Annotated in this window: 15 protein-coding genes; 13 read left to right on the plus strand and 2 right to left on the minus strand. The window is 68.9% G+C overall.

The annotated features are described in order from the left end of the window. Positions 1–116 precede the first annotated feature (116 nt). From BN977_RS16565 to BN977_RS16595, 7 genes are all read left to right on the plus strand, one after another. On the plus strand, positions 117–2,183 hold the full coding sequence (locus BN977_RS16565) for a sensor histidine kinase (RefSeq protein ID WP_036399674.1): 2,067 nt from the start codon (positions 117–119) through the stop codon (positions 2,181–2,183). Further along, a complete protein-coding gene (locus tag BN977_RS16570) occupies positions 2,180–2,845 on the plus strand; it encodes a response regulator (RefSeq protein ID WP_036399677.1) in 666 nt (221 codons plus the stop codon). The genes BN977_RS16565 and BN977_RS16570 overlap by 4 nt, the downstream gene beginning before the upstream one ends. A 51-nt stretch (positions 2,846–2,896) precedes the next feature. Continuing rightward, complete coding sequence (locus BN977_RS16575; RefSeq protein WP_036399679.1) at positions 2,897–3,445, plus strand: hypothetical protein; 549 nt, start codon at positions 2,897–2,899, stop codon at positions 3,443–3,445. Between the two features lie 39 nt (positions 3,446–3,484). Continuing rightward, positions 3,485–3,838, plus strand: coding sequence for a thioredoxin (trxA, locus tag BN977_RS16580; protein WP_024453930.1), 354 nt, complete (start codon positions 3,485–3,487; stop codon positions 3,836–3,838). Between the two features lie 56 nt (positions 3,839–3,894). Further along, on the plus strand, positions 3,895–4,716 hold the full coding sequence (locus BN977_RS16585) for an enoyl-CoA hydratase (protein ID WP_036399682.1): 822 nt from the start codon (positions 3,895–3,897) through the stop codon (positions 4,714–4,716). 14 nt (positions 4,717–4,730) lie between these two features. Beyond that, positions 4,731–6,356 (plus strand): ABC-F family ATP-binding cassette domain-containing protein, encoded by a 1,626-nt coding sequence (locus BN977_RS16590; RefSeq protein WP_024453932.1) that lies wholly within the window; start codon positions 4,731–4,733, stop codon positions 6,354–6,356. Positions 6,357–6,480: 124 nt separating this feature from the next. Beyond that, entirely contained in the window at positions 6,481–6,669 is a 189-nt protein-coding gene (locus tag BN977_RS16595) for a helix-turn-helix domain-containing protein (protein WP_024453933.1), read from the plus strand. Here the strand turns inward: BN977_RS16595 and BN977_RS16600 are convergent, their stop codons facing one another. Together BN977_RS16600 and BN977_RS16605 are read right to left on the minus strand one after the other, a co-directional pair. Further along, positions 6,670–7,236 carry a TetR/AcrR family transcriptional regulator gene (locus BN977_RS16600; RefSeq protein WP_036399685.1) on the minus strand — a complete coding sequence of 189 codons (567 nt, stop codon included), beginning with the start codon at positions 7,234–7,236 and terminating at the stop codon, positions 6,670–6,672. 29 nt (positions 7,237–7,265) lie between these two features. Next, positions 7,266–10,094, minus strand: a complete 2,829-nt coding sequence (locus BN977_RS16605; protein WP_036399688.1) for an aconitate hydratase — start codon at positions 10,092–10,094, stop codon at positions 7,266–7,268. 162 nt (positions 10,095–10,256) lie between these two features. On the opposite strand from BN977_RS16605, the gene BN977_RS16610 reads away from it, so the two are divergent. From BN977_RS16610 to BN977_RS16635, 6 genes are all read left to right on the plus strand, one after another. Beyond that, positions 10,257–10,820 carry an Rv1476 family membrane protein gene (locus BN977_RS16610; protein ID WP_024453936.1) on the plus strand — a complete coding sequence of 188 codons (564 nt, stop codon included), beginning with the start codon at positions 10,257–10,259 and terminating at the stop codon, positions 10,818–10,820. A 265-nt stretch (positions 10,821–11,085) separates the two neighbouring features. Beyond that, positions 11,086–12,549, plus strand: a complete 1,464-nt coding sequence (gene ripA / locus BN977_RS16615; RefSeq protein ID WP_036399690.1) for an NlpC/P60 family peptidoglycan endopeptidase RipA — start codon at positions 11,086–11,088, stop codon at positions 12,547–12,549. Positions 12,550–12,574: 25 nt separating this feature from the next. Further along, a complete protein-coding gene (gene ripB, locus BN977_RS16620) occupies positions 12,575–13,273 on the plus strand; it encodes an NlpC/P60 family peptidoglycan endopeptidase RipB (protein ID WP_036399693.1) in 699 nt (232 codons plus the stop codon). Between the two features lie 145 nt (positions 13,274–13,418). Then, positions 13,419–14,567, plus strand: coding sequence for a chaperone MoxR1 (moxR1, locus tag BN977_RS16625; RefSeq protein WP_024453939.1), 1,149 nt, complete (start codon positions 13,419–13,421; stop codon positions 14,565–14,567). An 8-nt stretch (positions 14,568–14,575) separates the two neighbouring features. Further along, a complete protein-coding gene (locus BN977_RS16630; protein WP_024453940.1) occupies positions 14,576–15,523 on the plus strand; it encodes a DUF58 domain-containing protein in 948 nt (315 codons plus the stop codon). A 28-nt stretch (positions 15,524–15,551) separates the two neighbouring features. Continuing rightward, positions 15,552–16,559 carry a VWA domain-containing protein gene (locus BN977_RS16635; protein WP_036399696.1) on the plus strand — a complete coding sequence of 336 codons (1,008 nt, stop codon included), beginning with the start codon at positions 15,552–15,554 and terminating at the stop codon, positions 16,557–16,559. The last annotated feature ends 23 nt before the right edge of the window (positions 16,560–16,582 follow it).

The raw sequence follows: 16,582 nt of genomic DNA on the forward strand, positions 1-16,582 counted from the left end.
CGGGACACGGGTGCCGGCACCCCATCGGCCGGGAGGTTTTCCCGGTGCACCGATTCCCGGACCGGTCGGGAATGCGCACCCATGACGACGGGAGCCGTTTCGTTCATGCTTGACCCATGACGTTCTGGCGCGGTGCGGTGCGGATGGCCTGCGGAGCCGCCGGGCTCGCCGTGGTGCTGGGCACCGTCACCGTGGTGATGCACTGGATGAACCGCACGCTCGACACCTCCGGCTTGAAGACCGAACTCTGGACGGCCACCGTGCTGCAGACGTTCGCGTGGGCCGCGGCCGGCGCGCTGATCGTCACCAAACGCCCACGTAATCCCTTCGGCTGGCTGTTCTGCGGAGCCAGCCTGGCGGCCGCGGCCACCGCGCTGGGCAGTGAGTACGCGGTCTACACCCTGCTCACCCCCGGTCACGACCTGCCCGGTGGCCAATGGGCGCTGTGGCTGTCGAACTGGTCCTGGGTGCTCTACATCGGTGTCATCCCCGCGGTGCTGCTGGTGTTCCCCGACGGCAGGCTGCTGTCCCGGCGCTGGGCGCCGGTGCTGGGCGTCGCCGCCTTGGCCACCGCCGTGCTGCTGATCTCCCAGATCTTCCGCCCGGGCGCGATGGTCGCCGACGCGACGAGCCTGGCCACCATCGACAACCCGGTCGGGATCGCGGCCTGGGGTGACGCACTGACCGAGGCCCACCGGATCTCCGACACCGTGCTGGATCTGGTGCTCATCGTCGGGGTGGTCAGCCTGCTGCTGCGCTTCCGGCGGGCCCGCGGCGAAGAACGGCTGCAGCTGAAGTGGCTCGCCTCGGTGGCGGTCTTTCTGCCCGTCACCATCGCGATGGGCTATATCGCGCCCGGCACCCCGAGTGGCCTGGCGTTCAAGCTGCACATGGCCCTGCTGATCTGCACCATCACGGTGGCCGTGCTCAAGTACCGGCTGTACGACATCGACGTCATCCTCAAGCGGTCGCTCGTCTACGGCGCACTGACCATCCTGGTGCTGGCCATGTACGTCGCGATCGTGGCCGCGACGGGGGCGGTCCTGCAGGCCAGCGCCGGGCTGATCCCGTCGTTGATCGCCACGGGTGTGGTGGCCGCGGCGTTCAACCCGCTGCGGTATCGCTTGCAGCGCGGCGCCAACCGGCTGCTGTACGGCGCGCGTGACGAACCGTACGAGGTGTTGTCCCAGCTGGGGCAACGGCTGGAATCGACGTTGGCCCCGGACGAGGTGCTGCCGCGCCTCGTCGAAACCGTCGGCCACGCGCTCAAACTGCCCTACGTCGCCGTCGAGGTGCCGAACCGGATCCTGGGCGACGACACCACGGGCAACCCGAAAATCGTTGCCTCCTATGGACATGAGGCACCGATTGCCTTGCGGCTGCCGCTGCAGTATCAGGGGGCGCCGGTCGGCTCGCTGGCGCTGGCCGCCCGCAGCGGAGACGACGGTTTCACCCCCGCCGACCGCCGACTGCTCGACGACGTCGCCCGCCAGGCCGGCGTCGCCGTGCACGCCGTCGCACTGACAGCGGCACTGCAGGATTCGCGTGAACGGCTGGTGGCCGCGCTGGAGGAGGAACGGCGCCGGTTCCGCCGTGATCTGCACGACGGTCTCGGCCCGACACTGACCGCGGTGGCGCTGCAGATCGATGCCGCCCGCAACGTCCTGCACAGTGACCCGGGCGCCGCCGACGAACTGCTGGTCCAGCTGCGGGCGGAGGTCAAGGCGTCCATCGAGGGGATCCGGCGCCTGGTGTACGACCTGCGACCGCCGGCGCTGGACGAGCTCGGCCTGGTGCGCGCGCTTCGCGAACAGGCGGCCGGGTTCGTCCGGGCGGGCAGCGGCCGCGTCGACGGGTTACGGGTCACCGTGGAGGCTCCCGCCGACCTGCCGCCGTTGCCCGCCGCCGTGGAGGTGGCCGCCTACCGCATCGGTGCCGAGGCCGTCACGAACGTGGCTCGGCACGCCAACGCCAATCACTGCCTGCTACGCATCTCGATGAACGGTGCCCTCGAGGTCCAGGTCGTCGACGACGGTGTCGGCACCGGCGCCACCTGGATGCCCGGCGTCGGGCTCGCGTCGATGCGCGAACGCGCGAGCGAGCTGGGCGGCACCCTGTCGGTGGAAGCCAGTCCCGAAGGTGGCACCCGGGTGCTCGCGAAACTACCGTTGCGGGAACGATGAGCACCGCGACAAAACCTCCGCTGCGCGTCGTCATCGCCGACGACCATCCGCTGGTTCGCAGCGGCCTGCGCACCGTGCTGTCGGTGGCCGCCGGAATCGAGGTGGTCGCGGAGGCCAGCACCGGTGCCGAGGCCGTCGCCGCGGCGCGGTCTTTCGAGCCCGACGTGGTGGTGATGGACCTGCAGATGCCCGAAACCGACGGTATCGAGGCGACCCGCCGGATCATGGCCGCCACCCCCACGGTCGCCCTCCTGGTGCTCACCATGTTCGAGGACGACACCTCGGTGTTCGCGGCCATGCAGGCCGGTGCCCGCGGCTACCTGCTCAAAGGTGCCGAACAGGACGAGATCGTCCGCGCTATCCAGGCCGCCGCCCACGGCGAGGCCATCTTCGGTCCGGCGATCGCGCACCGGCTGATCGACTACTTCGCCCATCCGCACGGGGTGGCGGCGGCCGCTTTCCCGCAACTGACCGAACGCGAGAACGAGGTGCTGGAGCTGATCGCCGCCGGCCACGGGAACGCCGTCATCGCCAGGCGCCTGGTCATCTCACCGAAGACGGTGGCCAATCACGTGTCGAACATCTTCGCCAAGCTGCAGGTGGCCGACCGGTCGGAGGCGATCGTCCGGGCCAGGGAGGCCGGGCTCGGCGAACGCCGCTGACCTCTCCCGGATCCCGCCGCGGCGCCGGGCACGGCGGCGCACAATGACACGATGCTGACGGTGCCGGCGTTCGTGTGGCGCGCAGGCGCGGTGACGCGGGGCGTCACGGTCGGTGTCGCGGTCGGGGCCGTCGTCGGCGTGTTGGCCTGGCTCGACTCCGGGATGGCGCTCGGTGGCGTCATCGCGTTCCTGGTGCTGGCCGTCGGCTACGGCGCCTGGATGGGACGCCGGATGGCCCGGTACTGGCCGGGCGCGGCGGCGCTGAGCCCGGGAGAGCGGGTGGCGGTGGCGCGTACCGTCCGCGGCGGGGCGGCCGTCACCGGCCAGGCCCGGGCCGTCCTGGACTACGCCACCGGGCTGATCGCCGCGGCGGCCGGGGTGCGGCCACTGCGCTGGCTGGTGTGGCTGCTGCTGGTCGTGGCGGCGGGAACCGCGTTGTGGGATGCGGTGTACGGATCGGCCGGAAATGCGATCGCGTCGGCCGTATATCTGGCCCTGCTGGGGGTAGAAGTGTTCTGGTGGCCACGTAGGCAACGGCAGATTCTGGCCAACGCCGAGCACTGCGCGCGGGTGGCGGCGAAGATGGTCGTCAGAAGCTGAGTACGGAACAACCGGAATCGGGAAAACGTTAGGAAAAACGTGGGTACACGAGACATCACCGCAGCCGAATTCAAGGGCATCCTCGACGACAACGAGATCGTGATCGTCGACTTCTGGGCGTCGTGGTGTGGTCCGTGCCGCGCCTTCGCCCCGACCTACGGAGCCTCCGCCGACAAGCACCCCGACGTGGTGCACGCCAAGGTCGACACGGAGGCGGAGCCGGAGTTGGCGCAGGCCGCCGAGATCCAGGCCATCCCGACCCTGATGGCGTTCAAGAAGGGCCACCAGGTGTTCCGGCAGTCCGGCGCGCTGGGCCCCGCGCAACTCGACGAGCTGATCACCAAGATCAAAGAGTTCGATATCGACGCGGCCATCGCGTCGCAGCAGAACTGACGCGGCCATCGCGTCGCAGCAGAACTGACGCACCGGGCACGCGCTAGCGTGCACGTGTGACCGATCACAGCGATTTCGTCCTCATCGACCGACCGCAGCCGGGCGTGGCCTTGGTCACGCTGAACCGGCCCGAGCGGATGAACTCGATGGCGTTCGACGTCATGGTGCCGCTGCGGACGGTGCTGGAGGAGCTGCGCTTCGACAACGACGTCCGCGTCGTGGTGTTGACCGGCGCCGGCCGCGGCTTCTCCTCGGGCGCCGACCACAAGTCGGCGGGCTCGGTACCGCACGTGGCCGGGCTGACCCGGCCGACGTTCGCCCTGCGGTCCATGGAAGTGCTCGACGAGGTCATCCTGGCGCTGCGCCGGCTGCACCAGCCGGTGATCGCCGCGGTCAACGGAGCCGCCATCGGCGGGGGCCTGTGCCTGGCGCTGGCCTGCGATATCCGGGTCGCCGCGACGGGCGCCTACTTCCGGGCCGCCGGTATCAACAACGGCCTGACGGCCAGCGAGCTCGGGCTGTCCTACCTGCTGCCGCGGGCCATCGGGGCGTCGCGGGCCTTCGAGATCATGCTGACCGGTCGGGATGTCGACGCGGCCGAGGCCGAACGGATCGGGCTGGTCTCGCAAGTGGTGGCCGAGGACGAGTTGCTGGCATACTGCTACGGAATTGCCCAGCGCATCGCGGCGTTTTCCCGGCCAGGAACCGAGTTGACCAAGCGGACGCTGTGGAGTGGACTGGACGCCGCCAGCCTCGAGGGGCATATGCAGGCCGAAGGACTGGGCCAGCTGTTCGTGCGTCTGCTCACCGCCAATTTCGAGGAAGCGGTCGCCGCGCGCGCCGAGAAGCGGCCGGCAGTTTTCACAGACGACAAGTAGTAGGAGGTAGGTGCGTGATCACCGCAACGGACCTGGAGGTCCGCGCCGGGGCGCGCACACTGCTGTCCATCGAGGGTGCGGCACTGCGCGTGCAGCCCGGCGACCGGATCGGGCTGGTCGGGCGCAACGGCGCCGGCAAGACCACCACCATGCGGATCCTGGCCGGCGAGGGCGAACCCTATGCCGGCAAGGTCGAGACCACCAGTGAGGTCGGTTACCTGCCGCAGGACCCCCGCGAGGGTGACCTGGACGTGCTGGCCAGGGATCGGGTGTTGTCGGCCCGCGGTCTGGACACCCTGCTGTCGGAGCTGGAGAAGCAGCAGGCGCTGATGGCCGAGGTTGCCGACGACGCCGCCCGGGACAAGGCCGTGCGCCGCTACGGCCAGCTCGAGGAACGCTTCGCCGCGCTCGGCGGGTACGCCGCCGAGAGCGAGGCCGGCCGGATCTGCGCCAGCCTGGGACTGCCCGACCGGGTGTTGACCCAGCCGCTGCGCACCCTGTCGGGCGGTCAGCGCCGCCGGGTGGAGTTGGCCCGCATCCTGTTCGCCGCGTCCGAGGGATCGGGCTCGGGCACCACCCTGCTGCTCGACGAGCCCACCAACCACCTCGACGCCGACTCGATCGGCTGGCTGCGCACCTTCCTGCAGAACCACACCGGCGGACTCGTCGTCATCAGCCACGATGTGGACCTGCTGGCCGACGTCGTCAACCGGGTGTGGTTCCTGGACGCGGTCCGCGGTGAGGCCGACATCTACAACATGGGCTGGCAGAAGTACCTCGACGCGCGGGCCACCGACGAACAGCGGCGCCGCCGCGAGCGGGCCAACGCCGAGAAGAAGGCGGGCGCGCTGCGGGCCCAGGCCGCCAAGATGGGCGCCAAGGCCACCAAAGCCGTTGCGGCGCAGAACATGTTGCGTCGCGCCGAGCGGATGATCGCCGAGCTCGATGCCGAGCGGGTGGCCGACAAGGTGGCCAGGATCAAGTTCCCCACCCCGGCGGCGTGCGGCAAGACACCGTTGGTGGCCAAGGGATTGACGAAAACCTACGGCTCGCTGGAGATCTTCACCGGGGTGGACCTGGCCATCGACCGCGGCTCGCGCGTGGTGGTGCTCGGGCTCAACGGCGCGGGCAAGACGACGCTGCTGCGGCTGCTGGCCGGCGTGGAGACGCCCGATGCCGGCGGCCTGGTTCCCGGTCACGGCCTGAAGATCGGCTACTTCGCCCAGGAGCACGACACCCTGGACAACGGGGCGAGCGTCTGGGAGAACATCCGGCACGCCGCACCCGACACCGGCGAGCAGGATCTGCGAGGACTGTTGGGCGCCTTCATGTTCACCGGTCCGCAGCTGGACCAGCCGGCCGGGACGCTGTCCGGTGGCGAGAAGACCCGCTTGGCGCTGGCCGGCCTGGTGGCCTCGACCGCCAACGTGTTGCTGCTCGACGAGCCGACCAACAACCTCGACCCGGCCTCACGTGAGCAGGTGCTCGACGCGCTGCGTAGCTACGAGGGTGCGGTGGTGTTGGTGACCCACGATCCGGGCGCCGCCGAGGCGCTGGATCCGCAGCGGGTGGTGTTGCTGCCGGACGGCACCGAGGACTTCTGGTCCGACGAGTACCGGGACCTGATCGAACTCGCCTGAGTTTGCGGCGGCGTGCGGACTTGTTTGAGTTCGCAACGCATTTCCCGAATTCGGCCCATCAGGTTTGACCGCTTCCTAGGCTGTGTACCCGCGGGATGCATTCGCAGAAGTGGGGAGACGTCTGATGAACGAAAGCAGCAAGTCCCGGGACCAGGTGTTGACCGAGCTGCGCACCGCGTACGAGCGGGGCGCGAGCATCCGGTCACTGGTGGCGATGACCGGCCGCTCGTACGGGTCCGTGCACAGCATGTTGCGGGAATCCGGCACCACCATGCGCAGCCGCGGTGGGCCCAATCACCGGCGCATCGGTTGATCAGCCGCGCTGGCGCACCGACTCCTCGACGAGGTCCAGCACCGCGCTGAGGTTTTCGGTGGTGTCGCCGGATGCCAGCCGGGCCACCAGCCCGTCGAGCACCAGGTCCAGATAGTTCTGCAGCACCGAACCGGGCACGTCATCGCGCAGCCGGCCGGCCTGCTTCTGCCGTCGCAACCGCTCGCTGGTCGCGGCCGACAGCTCCGCTGACCGCTCGGCCCACCCGGCGTGGAAGGCCGGATCGTTGCGCAGCTTGCGCGCGATCTCCAGCCGGGTGGCCAGCCAGTCGAACTGCTCCGGTGCGGCGATCATGTCGCGCATCACCTGGATGAGGCCCTCGCGGGAGGCCACCTCGGCCATCCGCTCGGCGTCCTCGCGGGCCAGTTCGAAGAACAGCGTGTCCTTGTCGCGGAAGTGGTGGAAGATGGCGCCGCGCGACAGCCCGATGGTGTGTTCGAGCCGCCGCACGGTCGCCTTCTCGTACCCGTACTCCGCGAAACAGCGCCGGGCACCGTCGAGAATCTGGCGCCGGCGTGCCGTCAGATGGTCGTCGGTGACTTTGGGCACTGCGCTGACTTATCGCCTGGGACTCTGGCTCAGGACTTCAGCATGTTGCGCAGCACGTACTGCAGGATGCCGCCGTTGCGGTAGTAGTCGGCCTCACCGGGGGTGTCGATGCGGACCACGGCGTCGAACTCCACCGTTGAAGACACTGTGCCGTCTTCCGCGATCTTCTTGGCGGTGACGTGCACGGTCTTGGGCGTCTTGCCGGCGTTGAGCTCTTCGATACCGGTGATGTCGAAGGTCTCGGTGCCGTCCAGCTTGAGGCTCGCCGCCGACTCACCGGCGGGGAACTGCAGCGGGATGACGCCCATGCCGATCAGGTTGGAGCGGTGGATGCGCTCGAACGACTCGGTGATCACGGCGCGCACACCCAGCAGCGTGGTGCCCTTGGCCGCCCAGTCGCGCGACGAGCCGGAGCCGTACTCCTTGCCGCCCAGCACGACCAGCGGGATGCCGGCCTTCTGGTAGTTGACCGAGGCGTCGTAGATGAACGCCTGCGGACCACCAGGCTGGGTGAAGTCGCGGGTGTAGCCACCGGACACATCGTCGAGCAGCTGGTTCTTGAGGCGGATGTTGGCGAAGGTGCCGCGGATCATCACCTCGTGGTTGCCGCGCCGGCTCCCCAGCGAGTTGAAGTCCTTGGGCTCGACGCCGTTGGCCTCCAGGTACTGCGCGGCCGGGGTGCCCTTCTTGATGCTGCCGGCCGGTGAGATGTGGTCGGTGGTCACCGAATCACCCAGCAGCGCAAGCACTCTGGCGCCGGTGATGTCCTTGACCGGCTGCGGCTCGGCGGGCATGCCGTCGAAGTAGGGGGCCTTGCGGACGTAGGTGGACTTCGCGTCCCACTCGAAGGTGTTGCCCTCGGGCGTGGGCAGCGAACGCCAGCGCTCGTCGCCCTTGAACACGTCGGCGTAGGAGTCGGTGAACATGTCCCGGTTGATGGAGCTGGCGATCGTCTCCTCGATTTCGGCGGCAGACGGCCAGATGTCCTTGAGGAACACGTCGTTGCCGTCGCCGTCCTGGCCGAGCGGGTCCGTCTCGAAGTCGAAGTCCATGGTGCCCGCGATGCCGTAGGCGATCACCAGCGGCGGCGAAGCCAGGTAGTTCATCTTCACGTCGGGGGAGATGCGGCCCTCGAAGTTGCGGTTGCCCGACAGCACGGCGGTCACCGACAGGTCGTTGTCGTTGATGGCCGCCGAGATCTCGTCGGGCAGCGGACCGGTGTTGCCGATACACGTGGTGCAGCCGTAGCCACCCAGGTAGTAGCCCAGCTTCTCCAGGTACGGCCACAGGCCGGCCTTGTTGTAGTAGTCGGTGACCACCTGCGACCCCGGCGCCATGTTCGTCTTGACCCACGGCTTGGTGGTCAGGCCCTTCTCGACGGCCTTCTTGGCCAGCAGGGCGGCACCCAGCATGACCGACGGGTTGGAGGTGTTGGTGCACGAGGTGATGCCCGCGACGACGACGGCGCCGTGGTCGAGCACGAACTCACCGCGCTCCTCGGAGCGCACGGTGACCGGCTTGGACGGCCGGCCCGCGGCCCCGTTGGCGGCCGACGGGCGGACGTCGACCGCACCGTCGTCGGCGAAGGACAGCGAGGCCGGATCGCTGGCGGGGAAGGACTCCTCGACGGCCTCGTCCAGCTTGGTCTCCGGCGTCGGGTGGTTCTCCTCGACGTAGTTGTGGATGTCCTTGCGGAAGGCGTTCTTGGCGTCGGACAGTTCGATGCGGTCCTGCGGACGCTTGGGGCCCGAGATCGAGGGCACCACGGTGGACAGATCCAGCTCGAGGTACTCGGAGAAGGCCGGCTCGTGGTCCGGGTTGTGCCACATGCCCTGCGCCTTGGCGTAGGCCTCGACCAGCGCCAGCTGCTCGTCGCTGCGCCCGGTGAGGCGCAGGTAGTTGATGGTCTCTTCGTCGATCGGGAAAATGGCTGCGGTGGAACCGAATTCGGGGCTCATGTTGCCCAGGGTGGCGCGGTTGGCCAGCGGCACCTCGGCCACACCCTTGCCGTAGAACTCGACGAACTTACCGACGACGCCGTGCTTGCGCAGCATGTCGGTGACGGTGAGCACCACGTCGGTGGCGGTGACGCCCGGCTTGATCTCCCCGGTCAGCTTGAAGCCGACGACGCGGGGGATGAGCATCGAGACGGGCTGGCCCAGCATGGCCGCCTCGGCCTCGATACCGCCGACGCCCCAGCCCAGCACGCCCAGGCCGTTCTCCATCGTGGTGTGGCTGTCGGTGCCCACACAGGTGTCGGGGTAGGCCACCCCGTCACGCACCATGGTCACCCGGGCCAGGTACTCGATGTTGACCTGGTGCACGATGCCGGTGCCCGGGGGGACGACCTTGAAGTCGTCGAACGCGCCCTGACCCCAGCGCAGGAACTGGTAGCGCTCGCCGTTGCGTTCGTATTCGAGTTCGACGTTGCGCTCGAAGGCGCCGGCGTTGCCGAACACGTCGAGGATGACGGAGTGGTCGATGACCATCTCGGCGGGGGACAGCGGGTTCACCTTGTTCGGGTCGCCGCCGAGGGTGGCGACGGCCTCACGCATGGTGGCGAGGTCGACGATGCAGGGCACGCCGGTGAAGTCCTGCATCAGCACGCGGGCGGGGGTGAACTGGATCTCGATGCTCGGCTCGGCCGAGGGATCCCAGTTCGCGATGGCCTCGATGTGTTCCTTGGTGATGTTGGCGCCGTCTTCGGTGCGCAGCAGGTTCTCCGCGAGCACCTTCAGGCTGTAGGGCAGTTTCTCGGTCCCGGGTACCGCGTCGAGGCGGAAGATCTCGTAACTGTTGTCCCCGACGGTAAGAGTGTCGCGGGCTCCAAATGAATTGACCGAATCTGTGCTAGTCACATCAACTCCCGGTTAGTCATCGCCGTGACGGGCTGTGTCGACGGCGCCGATAATCCTAACAGTACGCTTGTCCTGTGAATCGCCCGAGGGGGCGGTTCCAGTCTTGTCTCCTCGCGCGCGTGCTGCCACTCGCTCCGGTGAATTTCGCGTACCGTCTGCCGGGTGACGGTTCAGTTCGTGCCCGCGTACATCCCGCCCGACGTCTGTTCCACCGTGGGTCTGGGCCTGACCACCCCGGTGGACCAATGCATGGCGCAGGTGCTGGCCGACGTGCGCGAGGACGGGGTGGCCGCTCCCGCGTCGGCCGACCCGGCCGGTTTGGCCCAGGTGGTGGCCGACGCCAAGGCCCAGGGCATCGACCTCAAGCTGGTGGTGCTGCCGACCAGTCCGCCGATCGACACGCCGCTGCGCGATGTGGCCAACGACGTCGGCACGGTCTACCCGGGATCCACGGTCCTGGTGATCAGCCCGGGCTTCGCGGGGACCTACAGTCACGTTTATGACCGGGTCACCTTGGAGGCCGGTCAGGACCTGGCGAAAACGGGTAATGCCGTCCAATCTTCGAAGAATTTCGTGTCACAGTTGCAGACCCCGGACTTTCCCTGGACGCCGTTTACCATCGTGCTGGTGCTCGGGGTAGCTGCGGCCGCCGTCGGAGCTCGTATGCTGCAGGTTCGTGCCAGGCGAGATGTTGCTGGAAAAGCGGTATCCGGCGCGCCGCAGTAATGGCGTGATTGGCTCGCGAGTAGCCGGCGAGTGGCTCCGGCGAATTCGAATATCACCATTCGGTAACGACGGATTCAATTACAATCATGTAATTTGTTACTAAAGTTTCTTTAGAGCGTGCTGTGACGTACGGTGCAGACAGTGCCTGTAGTTGCAGCTGTGATTGATGTGATCCATGTGATGGGAGAGCATCGCCCCGGGGCCGCTACGGGCACTGCGTGAAGTGCCACGACGTTCGCGTCCAGCCCTAGGAGACCTGAGTCCAATGAGACGCACCCCTGGCGCCTCCCGGTGGTACGCGCAGCTGTGCGCGGTTCCGGTGACCTTCGGCGTGCTGCTGGCAGGGACCATGCCGAACGGGGCCATCTCGGTCGCCGAACCGGTGGGCCCGGAGGGGATCGCCGCGCTCGTCGCCGCGGTCGCCGAGGCCGACCAGAAATTGCACGACCTCGGCGCGGCCGTGCAGATGCAACAGGAGAGCGTCAACAAGGCCCTCGTCGCCGTCGCCGACGCCCGCGACAACGTCGCGGTTGCGCAGCAGAAACTGGACGAGAGCAAGCGCGGCGTCAGCGCCGCCGACGCCCGGATCGCGGACGCGCAGAAGCGTTTCGACACCTTCGCCGCCGCCACCTATGTCAACGGCCCGTCCGCGTCCTACCTGACCGCTGCGGACCCGGCCGAGGCGCTGCGCACCGCCGCGGCCGGCCAGGCGCTCGCCATGAGCTCACAACAGGTCATCACCGACCTGCAGCGGGCCCGCACCGAACAGATCAACCGGGAGTCGGCCGCCCGGCTGGCCAAGGAGACCGCCGACAAGGCCGCCGCCGCCGCACAAGCCAGCCAGGACGCCGCGGTGGCCAGCCTGACCCAGGCCCAGCAGACCTTCGCCGGCCAGCAGCAGGAACTGGACAAGCTGACCGCCGAACGCAGTGCGGCACAGGCGAAACTGGCCGCCGCCCAGCGGCCGGTGCCCGACGCGGCCCAACCGGCCCCCGACGCGGCCCAACCGGCCCCCGACGCGGCCCGGCCGCAGGCCGCGCCCAAACCCGGGGGCCCGGGGCCGGCTCCCGCCGCGGGCGCGGACTGGGACCGCGCCCCGGGCAAGACCGCCGCCCCGGCCAACACCAGCCAGTGGGACACCACCCTGCCGATGATCCCCAGCGCCTTCGTCAGCGGGGATCCGATCGCGATCATCAACGCGATCCTCGGCATCATGAACACCTCGGCCCAGCTGACCGCGAACATGGGCCGCACCTTCCTGCAGAAGCTGGGCTTGATCCCCACGCCGACCGGCTACACCAACGGCGCGATCCCGCGCGTGTACGGCCGGCAGGCCTCCGAGTACGTGATCCAGCGGGCCATGTCGCAGATGGGCGTGCCGTATTCGTGGGGTGGCGGCAACGCCGGCGGCCCGAGCCGGGGCATCGACTCCGGGGCGGGCACAGTCGGTTTCGACTGTTCGGGCCTGATCCTGTACGCCTTCGCCGGGGTCGGGATCAAGCTGCCGCACTACTCGGGCTCGCAGTACGACATGGGCCGCAAGATCCCGTCCTCGGAGATGCGCCGCGGCGACGTCATCTTCTACGGCCCCGGCGGCAGCCAGCACGTCGCCCTCTACCTCGGCAACGGGCAGATGCTCGAGGCGCCCTACACCGGGTCCAACGTCAAGGTCTCGCCGGTGCGGACCGGCGGCATGACCCCGTACGTCATTCGCTACATCGAGTACTGACCTGAGGATTGTATTGCGCTCCAAGATGTTTCGATTCAAGGTGGCCGTCGTCTCGGTTCTCGCCGGGGTGGCGCTGACGCTCGGGTCCGTGATCGGCGGACCCTCGGCCGCCGCGGCGCCCGACGACGGGCAATGGGATCCGACGCTGCCGAAGATCGTCAGCTCCGGCGGGCCCGGTGATCCGGTGGCCATGGCCAACGCCGGCTTCCAGGTCAGCAAGATCGCGCTGGACACCACCGCCAGTCTGGGGCAGCAGTTCCTGCAGTCCCTCGGCCTGGCACCCAAGTCGGCCGCCGCCCTGCCCGGCGGCCGGGTGCGCGGCCCGCAGGCGATCGAATACGTGATCCGCCGCGCGGGCTCGCAGATGGGTGTGCCGTACTCGTGGGGCGGGGGCACGCTCACCGGCCCGGGACCCGGGGTGGACTACGACGCCGGAAAGATGGGCTTCGACTGTTCCGGCCTGACCCGGTACGCCTTCGCCGGTGTCGGGGTGCAGATCCCCAAGTACTCCGGCGACCAGTACAACACCGGCAGGCCCATCCCGCCGTCGCAGGCCAAGCGCGGTGACCTGATCTTCTACGGGCCCGGTGGCAGCCAGCACGTGGCCATCTATCTGGGTGGCGGCAAGATGCTGGAGGCCTCCGGCAGCGCCGAGAAGGTGACTGTCAGCCCGGTCCGGATGGCGGGCATGTCGCCGCACCTGTCGCGCATCATCGAATCCTGAGGACAGCCTGAGCAGGGGCCCGCGGCGTCGACGGATCCCCGACTGCCTGGAATAGTTGACGGCGGGCGTGTCGCCGCACCGGCGGCGCCCTGGTAGTTCAGGGTTGACCAGCCGGGTACACACAACGACTGTGGGAGGAAGCTAGATGACGTCACCGAGTGGGCCGCCGCAGGGCGCCGGAGGCTACCCAGGCCCGGCCCCGACGCAGGGCTACCCGCCCGGAGCGCCGACACAGGCTTCCGCCGCCCCCACCAACAACAGCGCGCTGCAGAACGAGGTGCACACCCTCGAACGCGCGATCTTCGAGGTCAAGCGGATCATCGTCGGTCAGGACCAGCTGGTGGAGCGCATGTTGGTCGGGCTGCTGGCCAAGGGTCACGTGCTGCTCGAAGGCGTGCCCGGCGTGGCCAAGACGCTGGCCGTCGAGACCTTCGCCAAGGTGGTCGGCGGTACCTTCGCCCGCATCCAGTTCACCCCGGACCTGGTGCCCACCGACATCGTCGGTACCCGCATCTACCGGCAGGGCAAGGAGGAGTTCGACATCGAACTCGGGCCCGTGGTGGTCAACTTCCTGCTCGCCGACGAGATCAACCGCGCGCCGGCCAAGGTGCAGTCCGCCCTGCTCGAGGTGATGGCCGAGCGCAAGATCTCCATCGGCGGCAAGACGTTCCCGCTGCCCAATCCGTTCCTGGTGATGGCCACCCAGAACCCCATCGAGCAGGAGGGCGTCTACCAGCTGCCCGAGGCGCAGCGCGACCGGTTCCTGTTCAAGCTCAACGTCGACTACCCGTCGCCGGAGGAAGAGCGCGAGATCATCTACCGGATGGGTGTGAAACCGCCGGAGCCCAAGCAGATCCTCAACACCGGCGACCTGCTGCGCCTGCAGGAGGTGGCCGCCAACAACTTCGTGCACCACGCCCTGGTCGACTACGTGGTGCGCGTCGTCACCGCCACCCGCGAGCCGGAGAAGTTCGGCATGCCCGACGCCAAGTCGTGGATCGCCTACGGCGCCTCGCCGCGTGCCTCGCTGGGCATCATCTCCGCCTCCCGCGCGCTGGCGCTGGTGCGCGGGCGCGACTACGTCATCCCGCAGGACGTCGTCGAGGTCATCCCGGATGTGCTGCGGCACCGGCTGGTGCTCACCTACGACGCGCTGGCCGACGAGATCTCCTCGGAGACCGTGATCAACCGCATCCTGCAGACCGTCGGGCTGCCGCAGGTGAATGCGATTCCACAGCACGGACATTCGGCGCCTCCCGGGGTGCCTGCCGCGGCGGCGGCCAGCGGTCGGTGACCGGCGCCGTGCCGGATCATGCGGGCCGCACGGTCGACCTGCCGTCGCTCAAACGCGGCGAGATCCGTGACCCGCAACTGTCCGCCGCGCTGCGCAAGCTCGAGCTCACGGTGCGCCGCAAGCTCGACGGCGTGCTGCACGGGGACCACCTCGGCCTGATCCCCGGCCCGGGGTCCGAACCCGGCGAGTCCCGGATGTACCAGCCCGGCGACGATGTCCGCCGGATGGACTGGTCGGTGACCGCCCGCACCACCCACCCGCACGTCCGCCAGATGATCGCCGACCGCGAGCTGGAGACCTGGCTGGTGGTCGACGTGTCGGCCAGCCTGGACTTCGGCACCGCCGGTTGCGAGAAGCGCGACCTGGCGGTGGCCGCCGCGGCCGCGATCGCCTTCCTCAACAGCGGCGGTGGCAACCGGCTCGGCGCGCTGATCTCCAACGGCGACACCCTGCGCCGCGTCCCGGCGCTGTCGGGCCGGCTGCACGAGCAGGAATTGCTGCGGGCCATCGCCACCACCCCGCAGGCCCCGCCCGGGGTGCGCGGTGACCTGGCCGCCACCATCGACGCGTTGCGCCGCCCGGAACGCCGCCGCGGGATGGCGGTGATCATCAGCGACTTCCTCGGCCCGATCGACTGGATGCGGCCGCTGCGCGCCATCTCCGGCAGGCACGAGGTGCTGGGCATCGAGATCCTCGATCCCCGCGATATCGAACTGCCCGATATCGGCGATGTGATCCTGCAGGACACCGAGACCGGTGTGACGCGGGAATTCACCATCGACGCCAAGCTGCGCGACGATTTCGCCAAGGCCGCCGCCGCGCACCGCGCCGAGGTGGCCCGCACCCTGCGCCGCTGCGACGCCCCCCTGCTGACCCTGCGCACCGACCGGGACTGGATCGCCGACGTGGTCCGGTTCGTGGCCAACCGCCGGCGCGGCGCCCTGGCAGCCCGATGAGTATCGAAACGGAAATGACAAGCCGCACATGACTTTGCCGTTGCTCGGACCGATGACGCTGACGGGATTCGAACACAAGTGGTTCTTCCTGTTCCTGCTGGTGATCCTCGGCCTGGTCGGGCTGTACATCGTGGTGCAGCTGGCCCGCCAGAAGCGCATCCTGCGCTTCGCCAACATGGAACTGCTGGAGAAGGTGGCGCCCAAACAGCCCACCCGCTGGCGGCACGTGCCCGCCATCCTGCTGGTCGCGTCGCTGCTGCTGTTCACCGTCGCGATGGCGGGCCCCACCCACGACGTCCGCATCCCGCGCAACCGTGCGGTGGTCATGCTGGTGATCGACGTCTCGCAGTCCATGCGGGCCACCGACGTGGCGCCCAGCCGGCTGGTCGCCGCCCAGGAGGCGGCCAAACAGTTCGCCGACCAGCTGACCCCGGGGATCAACCTGGGGCTGATCGCCTATGCCGGCACCGCCACCGTGCTGGTCTCGCCGACCACCAACCGCGACGCCACCAAGAGCGGTATCGACAAGCTGCAGCTGGCCGACCGCACCGCCACCGGTGAGGGCATCTTCACCGCGCTGCAGGCCATCGCCACCGTCGGCGCCGTGATCGGCGGCGGTGACGAACCGCCACCGGCCCGGATCGTGCTGATGTCCGACGGCAAGGAGACCGTGCCGTCCAACCCGGACAACCCGAAGGGCGCCTACACGGCGGCGCGCACCGCCAAGGACCAGGGCGTGCCGATCTCGACGGTGTCCTTCGGCACCCCGTACGGCTACGTCGAGATCAACGATCAGCGCCAGCCGGTGCCGGTCGACGACGAGATGCTCAAGAAGATCGCCGACCTGTCCGGCGGCGAGGCGTTCACCGCGTCCAGCCTGGAACAGCTCAAGGCGGTGTTCACCTCGCTGCAGCAGCAGATCGGCTACGAGACCATCAAGGGTGACGCCAGCATGGGCTGGCTGCGGCTGGGGGCGCTGGTGCTGGCGGCCTCGGCGCTGGCGGCGCTGTTGATCAATCGCAGGCTGCCCGGCTGAGTGCGGGCACTCCGATTTCGGCG

The organism is Mycolicibacterium cosmeticum, from assembly GCF_000613185.1.
Taxonomy (GTDB): Bacteria; Actinomycetota; Actinomycetes; order Mycobacteriales; family Mycobacteriaceae; genus Mycobacterium; species Mycobacterium cosmeticum.